This window comes from Streptomyces sp. NPDC006314, assembly GCF_040613075.1.
Classification (GTDB): domain Bacteria; phylum Actinomycetota; class Actinomycetes; order Streptomycetales; family Streptomycetaceae; genus Streptomyces.
Window position 1 is genome coordinate 1 of the sequence record NZ_JBEXRL010000049.1, and the last position, 8950, is coordinate 8950.

The window sequence follows — 8950 nt, forward strand, 5'->3', positions numbered from 1 at the left end:
GAGCGGTGACCTGGAGTCGCTGGCGTCGGTCCTGGGCGTCTCGCCGGACGTGCCGTTGAGTGAGGCGTTGCCGACGCTGTCGTCATGGCGGCAGCAGCGGCGTACCCGCTCCACGCTGGACCGATGGCGCTACGGCGTGGCCTGGAAGAGGGTCCCGGAGCGGCAGGAGGCGGCCGTCGGGGTGGGCACCTGGCTGCTGGTCGTGCCCGCTGGGACCGACCAGGACGCCTGGGTGGCCGCGGCCCATCGAGCGCTGGCCGAGGGCGGCGGGACGGTGATTCCGCTCACGTGGAGCGCGGCGGACGGAGATCGGGAGCAACTCGCCGGCCGGGTGAGGCAAGCGGGCGCCGTCGACGGCGTACTGTCGCTGCTCGCCCTGGAGGAGGCGCCGCACCCGCGGCACCCGGAGGTGCCCCTGGGCGTCGCCGGCAGCCTTCAGCTGGTCCAGGCGCTGGGTGATGCCGGCGTGGACGCACCGCTGTGGCTGGCGACGCGTGGTGCGGTGTCGGTCGGGGGTTCGGACCGGACGGTGGTGCGAGAGGTTCAGGCGCAGGTCTGGGGTCTGGGCCGGGTCGTAGGTCTGGAGCATCCGCAGCGGTGGGGTGGGCTGCTCGATCTGCCGGAGGTGCCCGAGGACCGCGCGCTCGCGCGGCTGCGCGGGGTGCTGGCGGCGGATGCGGCCGGCGCCGAGGACCAGCTCGCGGTGCGCGCCGAGGGTGTGTTCGCGCGGCGGCTGCGGCGTGCTCCGGTCACTGAAAATGCGGCTGTACGAGAGTGGAAGCCGCAGGGTACGGTCTTGATCACCGGGGGAACCGGTGCGCTGGGCGGGCGAGTTGCCCGTTGGCTGGCGTACCGGGGAGCCGAGCATCTCGTGCTGGTCAGCCGACGCGGCGCGCAGGCGCCGGGTGCCGAGGAGCTTCGTGCGGAGCTGACCGGGATCGGCGCGCGGGTGACGGTCGCGGCCTGTGACGTCACGGACCGCGCGGCGCTCGCGGGGTTGCTGGAGAGGCTGCGGGCGGGCGGGACGCCGGTGCGTTCCGTGGTGCACACGGCCGGTGCGGCGCCGTACGCGAGCCTCGCCGAGACGGATCTCACCGTGCTGTCCGAAGTGGCGTCGGGGAAGGTGACCGGCGCCGTCCATCTGGACGAGTTGCTGGCGGACGACGATCTGGACGCCTTCGTTCTGTTCTCGTCGAGTGCCGGCGTCTGGGGCGCGGGTGGCCAGGGCGCGTACGGCGCGGCCAACGCCCACCTCGATGCGCTCGCGCAGCGGCGCCGCTCCCTCGGTCTTCCGGCGACTTCGGTCGCCTGGGGTGCGTGGGCGGAGTCGGGAATGCTGACGGACAACGGGGCAGAGGAGCATATGAGTCGTCGCGGAGTGCTGGCGATGGACCCGGAGCTGGCTCTGGAGGCGCTTCAGCAGGCCCTGGACCGTGACGAGACCTGCACGGTGGTCGCGGACGTGGACTGGGCGCGGTTCGCTCCCCAGTTCGTAGCGGCCCGGCCCCGGCCCCTGCTCGACGACCTGCCGGAGGTCCGGCAGGCGCTGGAGGAGAACGCCCCGGACGAGTCCGCGGACGGTGCCGACGGTGCCGGTGCGACGCTGGCGGAGCGGCTCGCGGCGATGACCGTGATCGAGCGTGACCGTACCCTGCTCGACCTGGTCCGCTCCCAGGCCGCGGCCGTGCTGCGGCACGACGGCGTCGACGGCGTGGGCGAGGAACGGGCGTTCAAGGAACTGGGCTTCGACTCGCTCACCGCCGTCGAGCTGCGCAACCGGTTGCAGAAGGCCACCGGGCTGCGGCTGTCCACCGCGCTCGTCTTCGACCACCCCACCCCGGCCGACCTGGCCGGCCACCTGAGGGACCGGCTGGTCGGCGCCGACGGCGGCGGCCCCGGGGCCGCGCTCACGGAGCTGGACCGGCTGGAGGCGGCGGTGTTCTCGCTGTCCCCGGCGGACGAGGATCTGCGGACCACGATCACCTCGCGGCTGAGCGTGCTGCTGTCGCGTCTGGGCGGCACCGCGGAGAGCACCCCGGCAGGCGGTGCGGTACGGGACCGGGCGACGGACCCCGGCGTCGACGAACAACTCGGCGCGGCGAGCGACAACGAGATATTCGACTTCATCAACCGGGAGTTCGGTAAGTCATGACCGCGAACGAGGAAAAGCTCCGCGAATATCTCAAGTGGGTCACCGCCGATCTGCACAAGACACGCGCCCGCCTGCAGGAACACGAGGACGCTGAGCGCGAGCCGATCGCGATCGTCGCCGTCAACTGCCGTTTCGGTGGCGGCGCCGACTCGCCGGAGGACCTGTGGCGGCTGCTCGTGGACGGTGTGGACACCGTCTCCGCGTTCCCCGACGACCGCGGCTGGGACATCGACCACCTCTACGACCCCGACGGCACGTCGGGCCGTTCGGGCACCACGTACGTCAACGAGGGCAGCTTCGTCCGTGACGCCGCCGCCTTCGACGCGGGTTTCTTCGGCATCGCACCGCGCGAGGCGCTGGCGATGGACCCGCAGCAGCGGCTGTTCCTGGAGGCGTGCTGGGGGCTGATCGAGCGGGCCGGCATCGACCCGTCGTCACTCAAGGGCAGCCAGACCGGCGTCTTCGTCGGCGGTGCCCCCTCCCACTACGGCCCGGCCGCCGGCAGTGTGACCGAGGACGTCGCCGGTTACGTCGTCACCGGCGGCTCCGGCGCGGTGCTCTCCGGCCGCCTGTCGTACTTCCTCGGCCTGGAAGGGCCCGCGGTGACGGTGGACACCGCGTGTTCGTCGTCGCTGGTCGCGCTGCACGAGGCGGTGCACGCGCTGCGCCGCCGGGAGTGCTCCCTGGCTGTCGCCGGCGGCGTGTCCGTGATGTCCACGCCGGTCGCCTTCGTGGAGTTCAGCCGGCAGCGCGGCCTCGCGGCGGACGGGCGGTCCAAGGCGTTCTCCGACGACGCCGACGGCATGGGCTGGGGCGAGGGCGTAGGCGTCCTGCTGCTGGAGCGGCTGTCGGACGCGCGGCGCAACGGGCACCCGGTGCTGGCGGTCGTACGCGGCTCGGCGGTCAACCAGGACGGCGCCAGCAACGGCCTCACCGCCCCCAACGGGCCCTCCCAGCAGCGCGTCATCCGTGCCGCGCTCGCCGACGCGCGGATCTCGCCCGCGGACGTCGACGCCGTGGAGGCCCACGGCACCGGCACGTCCCTGGGCGACCCGATCGAGGCGGAGGCGCTGCTGTCCACCTACGGGCAGGTACGGCCCCAGGGCAGGCCGCTGCTGCTGGGCTCGCTGAAGTCGAACATCGGCCACACGCAGGCCGCCGCCGGTGCCGCCGGCGTCATCAAGATGGTCCTGGCCATGCGCCACGGTGTGCTGCCGCGGACCCTGCACGTCACCGAACCGTCGTCCAAGGTGGACTGGTCGGCGGGCGAGGTGGAGCTGCTGACCGAGGCACGCGAGTGGCCGCAGACGGACGACCGGCCGCGCCGGGCGGGGGTCTCCTCGTTCGGCGTCAGCGGCACCAACGCGCACGTCATCCTGGAGCAGGCTCCGCAGGAGGCGACCGAGCCGCAGGACGCGACGGAGCCGCAGCCGGCCGCGATCGCCGAACCGGCGGTTCCGCCCACCGTGCCCTGGGTGATCTCGGCCCGCGGCGTCGACGCCCTGCGTGCCCAGGCCACCCGCCTGCTCGCCCACATCGAAGGCACGCCTGAGCTGTCCCCGGCCGATATCGGCTGGTCGCTGGCCACCGGCCGCGCGGCCCTCGACCACCGCGCGGTGGTGACCGGCGACTCGACCGGCCGACTCCTCGCCGGCCTGCGGTCCCTGGCCCGCGCCGAGGAAGCCCCGGGGGTGCTGTCGGGCCCGGACGCGGGCGGCAGCGGCGGCCGGGTCGTGTTCGTCTTCCCCGGCCAGGGTTCGCAGTGGGCCGGTATGGCCCGCGAGCTGTGGGAGTCGTCTCCCGTCTTCGCGGCCCGCATGGACGAGTGCGAACGCCTCCTGGGCGACCTGGTCGACTGGTCGCTGCGCGACGCGCTCGGCGACGAGGAGGCCCTGGCCCGTGTGGACGTCGTCCAGCCCGCACTCTTCGCGATGATGGTCTCGCTGGCCGAGGTGTGGCGCTCGTACGGCGTTGAGCCGGCGGCCGTCGTGGGGCACTCGCAGGGCGAGGTGGCCGCCGCGTGCGTGGCCGGCGTGCTGTCCCTGGAGGACGCGATCCGCGTCGTCGCGCTGCGCAGCCGCGCCCTGCGGGCGCTCGCGGGCACCGGCGGCATGCTGTCGATCGTCGCCTCCGAAGAGTGGGTGCGCGAACGCACCGAGCCCTTCGGCGACCGGGTCTCGATCGCCGCGGTCAACGGCCCCAACACCGTGGTCGTCTCCGGCGACCCGGACGCGCTGCGGGAACTCGGCCTCCTCCTCGCCAAAGCCGGTGTCATGCGGTGGAACGTCCCGGGCGTCGACTTCTCCGCCCACTCCGCCCACGTCGAACCGCTCGAACCCCAGCTGGCCGAGATCCTCGCCGGAATCCGACAGCGGGCCGCCGAGGTGCCGTTCTACTCCACCGTGACCGCCGCCCCACTGGACACCGCCACGTTGGACGCGGGCTACTGGTACCGCAACCTGCGGGCCCCGGTGCGGTTCGAGGAGACCGTCCGCGCCCTGGACGCCGCGGGACACGACGTGTTCGTCGAGGTCAGCCCCCACCCCATCCTCACCATGGGCGTGCTGGAGACACTCGAGAGCCGGGAACGCGCCACCACGCCCGCCGTGGTGAGCACCCTGCGCCGCGACGACGGCGGACTCGACCGGGTGGTGACCTCTCTCGCCGAGGTCTGGGTCCACGGGGTGCACGTCGACTGGGCGCGCGTCTTCACCGGCACCGGCGCCACCCGGGTGGACCTGCCGACGTACGCCTTCCGACGGCACCGCTACTGGCTGGACAGCGGCACCGGCGCCGCTGGCGCGCTGCCGCGTCTCGGTCTCGCCGCCGCCGACCACCCCCTGCTCGGGGCGGCCGTGGACCTCCCCGACGCAGGCGGCGTCGTCCTCACCGGCCGCCTGTCACTGCCCGCACAGCCGTGGCTCGCGGAGCACGCGGTCGGTGACGTCACCCTCCTTCCGGGGGCCGCCTTCGTCGAACTGGCCAGCCGGGCCGGCGACGAGGTCGACTGCGACCTCCTGGAAGAACTCACGCTCCAGGCTCCGCTGATCCTGCCCGGCACGACCGCGGTGGCCCTGCGCGTCACCGTCGGCGCGGCCGACGACCTCGGCCGACGCGAGCTGAGCATCCACTCCCGCCCGGACGGCACATCGGACGCCACCACCGACGACGCGGCATGGACCTGCCACGCCACCGGTGTCCTGGCCACCGGCGCCGGCACCCCGGACTGGGACCTGACCGCCTGGCCCCCGGCCGGCGCCACCCCGGTCGACTGCGCCGGCGTCTACGACGACTTCGCCGCCGCCGGATACCACTACGGCCCCCTGTTCCAAGGGCTGCGCGCGGCATGGCGACGCGGCGACGAGACATTCGCCGAGGTCGCACTGCCGCAGGACCGGCCCACCGACGCCGACGGCCACGGCCTGCACCCGGCGCTGCTCGACGCCGCCCTGCACGCCGTAGGACTCGGCATCCTGCGGCGGGTCGCCGACGGCACCGACACCGCACCGCGGCCCAGGCTGCCCTTCGCCTGGCGCGCGGTCACCCTGCACGCCACCGGCGCGACGGCCCTGCGGGTCGCCGTCACCCCGGCGGCCGGCACCGACGCCGTCACCCTGCGCCTGGCCGACGGCACCGGCCACCCCGTGGCCACCGTGGGCGATCTGGTCATGCGCCCCGTCGACACCGAGCGACTGGGCGACACGGCCCGCGCTCGGGTCCGGGTGCACGACTCGCTGTTCCACGTCACCTGGACGGCCCACGACCCGACCGCCACCGCGCAGGCGCCCGCGACCTGGTCCATCGTCGGCGGCGACACCCTGGGCGCGGCCGACGCCCTCGGCGACCTGGCCGACCTCGCCGTCAAGCCCTTCGAGGACCTGGCCACCCTCGCCGACGGCGACACCCTGCCGCCGTTCGTACTGGTCGACGGCACCTCGGAGCCGGGCGACACGACCGGGACCGTACGCAGCACGCTGGCCCGCGTCCTGGAACTGGTGCAGAAGTGGCTGGCGGACCAGCGGTTCCTGTCATCCCGGCTGGTGCTGGTGACGCGCGGCGCGGTGGCGGCCACTCCCGGAGAAGGCGTGACCGATCTCGGAGCGGCCGCGGTGTGGGGGCTGCTGCGGTCGGCCCAGACGGAGAACCCGGGCCGGTTCGTGCTGGTGGACACCGATGGCGCGCCGGCGTCGTGGCAGGTGCTGCCGGGCGCGCTGGAGTGGGCTGTGGACCTGGACGAGCCACAGCTCGTGGTGCGGTCCGGCGAGGTGAGCGTCCCCCGCGTCCAGCCGGTCCGCGAGGCCACCGCGCCGGAAGGACCGGACTGGGGCTCGGGCACCGTGCTGGTGACGGGTGCGACGGGCACCCTGGGCGGTCTCGTGGCCCGGCACCTGGTGCAGGCACACGGGGTGCGACGACTGTTGCTGCTGAGTCGCAGCGGTCCGAAGGCCTCCGGTGCCGCGGAGTTGCGGGCCGAGCTGGCCGGGTCGGGTGCCGAGGTGTCGGTGGTGGCGTGTGACGTCGCCGACCGCGCCGCCCTGTCCGGGGTGCTGGCGCGGATACCCGCCGAGCATCCGCTGACGGCCGTCGTGCACACCGCGGGTGTGCTGGACGACGGCGTGGTGTCCTCTCTGACGCCCGAGCGGCTCGACACCGTACTGCGGCCCAAACTCGACGGCGCCTGGAATCTGCACGAACTGACCCGTGACCTGGACCTGTCGGCCTTCGTACTGTTCTCCTCGGCCTCCGCCACCTTCGGCAGCCTCGGCCAGGCCAACTACGCGGCCGCCAACGCCTTCCTGGACGCACTCGCGGTGGCCCGGCGCGCCCAGGGCCTGCCCGGCGTGTCCCTGGGCTGGGGATTCTGGGCCCAGGTCACCGGCCTGACCGACGGACTCACCGAGACGGACGTCCGCCGTCTCACCCGCGCCGGAATGAGCCCGCTGCCCACCGCCCAGGCGCTCGAACTCCTCGACACCGCCCAGCAGTCGGACGAGGCCGCCCTGCTGCCCATCCGGTTCGACCGCGCCGCCCTCAACCGCCCGGCCGAGCCGGGCGCCGTCCCCGTGATGATGCGCGACCTCGTCCGCACCCCCGCCCGGCGCACGGCGGCGGCCGGAACGGCAGCGACGGAGAGCGAGACGGCGCTGAGGCACCGGCTGGGCGGACTCGACTCGTCCGAACGCCGCAGGGCACTCCTGGAGTTGGTGCGCAGCCAGGCTGCCGCTATCCTCGGCCACGCGACGATGTCCGCCGTGGACCCGGGCCGCGGATTCGTGGAGCTCGGATTCGACTCGCTCATGGCGGTGGAATTCCGCAACCGCCTGACCACGGCGACCGGCCTGCGCCTGCCCGTCACCCTCATCTTCGACTACCCGAACCCCGACGCCCTCGCGGCGTATCTCGGCGCCGAAATCCCGCTCGCCACGGGCGGCGACGCGACACAGCCGACGACCTCCGTTTCCAACGAACTCGACCGGGTGGAGCACCTGTTGGAAGCGCTCGCCGCGGACGAGGTCAAGCGCATGGAAATCGTGGTGCGGATGAAGTCGTTCGTCGCGCGACTGGGCGACGCAGCGGGAGACCGGCCCTCCCAGGACGGCCATGAAGACGACGACCTCGCGTCGGCGACCGACGACGAGCTGTTCAGCGCCCTTGAGAACGAGCTGAGGAAATCCTGACCGACCGGACCGCCAGCCTGGCCGTTTTCAACCACACGCACGTCACGGGGAGCTGATGCCGCATGTCCAACGAGGAAAAACTCCGTTCCTACCTCAAACTGGCGACCACCGACCTCCGCCAGGCCCGCCGTCGCCTTGAGGAACTGGAGGCCAAGGACTCCGAGCCCATCGCGATCGTCGGCATGGGCTGCCGTTACCCCGGCGGCATCACCTCACCCGAACACCTCTGGGACCTGGTGGCCGCGGGCGGCGACGCCGTCACCGGTTTCCCGGCCGACCGCGGCTGGGACGTGGAGGGCCTGTACGACCCGGACCCGGACCGGCCGGGCAAGAGCTATGTCCGCGAGGGCGGGTTCCTGCACGATGCCGCCGACTTCGACCCCGAGTTCTTCGGCATGTCACCCCGCGAGGCACTCGCGACCGACCCCCAGCAGCGGCTCCTCCTGGAGACCTCGTGGGAGGCGCTGGAGCGCGCGGGCATCGACCCGAAGTCCCTGCGCGGCAGCCGCACGGGTGTCTTCGCGGGCGTGATGTACAACGACTACGCGGCCCGCATGCACAAGGCCCCCGACGGCTTCGAAGGCCAAGTCGGCAACGGCAGCGCCGGCAGCATCGCCTCCGGCCGCATCTCCTACACCTTCGGTCTCGAAGGCCCGGCGGTGACGGTGGACACCGCGTGTTCGTCGTCGCTGGTCGCCCTGCATTTGGCGGTGCAGTCCCTGCGCAATGGCGAGTGCACCCTCGCCCTGGCCGGAGGCGTCGCCATCATGGCCTCCCCGACCATCTTCGTGGAGTTCAGCCGGCAGCGGGGTCTGTCGTCGGACGGACGCTGCAAGTCCTTCTCCGACGACGCCGACGGCACGGGCTGGGCCGAGGGTGTGGGCATGCTGCTGTTGGAGCGGTTGTCGGACGCGCGGCGCAACGGCCACAAGGTGCTGGCGGTGGTGCGTGGTTCGGCTGTGAACCAGGACGGCGCCAGCAGTGGTCTGACCGTTCCCAATGGGCCTTCGCAGCAGCGGGTGATTCGTGCGGCGCTGGCGAGTGCGGGTCTTTCGGCGTCGGATGTGGACGCGGTGGAGGCGCATGGGACGGGTACGACGCTGGGTGATCCGATCGAGGC

At 73.2% G+C, this 8950-nt stretch carries 3 protein-coding genes; all 3 read left to right on the plus strand.

The features are described from left to right. Positions 1 to 2152 (plus strand): SDR family NAD(P)-dependent oxidoreductase (locus tag ABZ079_RS36460; protein WP_356943734.1); only part of this gene is annotated, 2152 nt, incomplete at its 5' end. Beyond that, a complete protein-coding gene (locus ABZ079_RS36465; protein WP_356943735.1) occupies positions 2149 to 7830 on the plus strand; it encodes an SDR family NAD(P)-dependent oxidoreductase in 5682 nt (1893 codons plus the stop codon). The genes ABZ079_RS36460 and ABZ079_RS36465, both read left to right, overlap by 4 nt. A 62-nt stretch (positions 7831 to 7892) precedes the next feature. Beyond that, a partial coding sequence (locus ABZ079_RS36470) for a beta-ketoacyl synthase N-terminal-like domain-containing protein (RefSeq protein ID WP_356943736.1) occupies positions 7893 to 8950 on the plus strand: 1058 nt, incomplete at its 3' end.

Excerpts from the sequence above, each read along its gene's own strand:
- ABZ079_RS36465 (WP_356943735.1), top strand. The coding sequence starts at position 2,149 with ATGACCGCGAACGAGGAAAAGCTCCGCGAATATCTCAAGTGGGTCACC.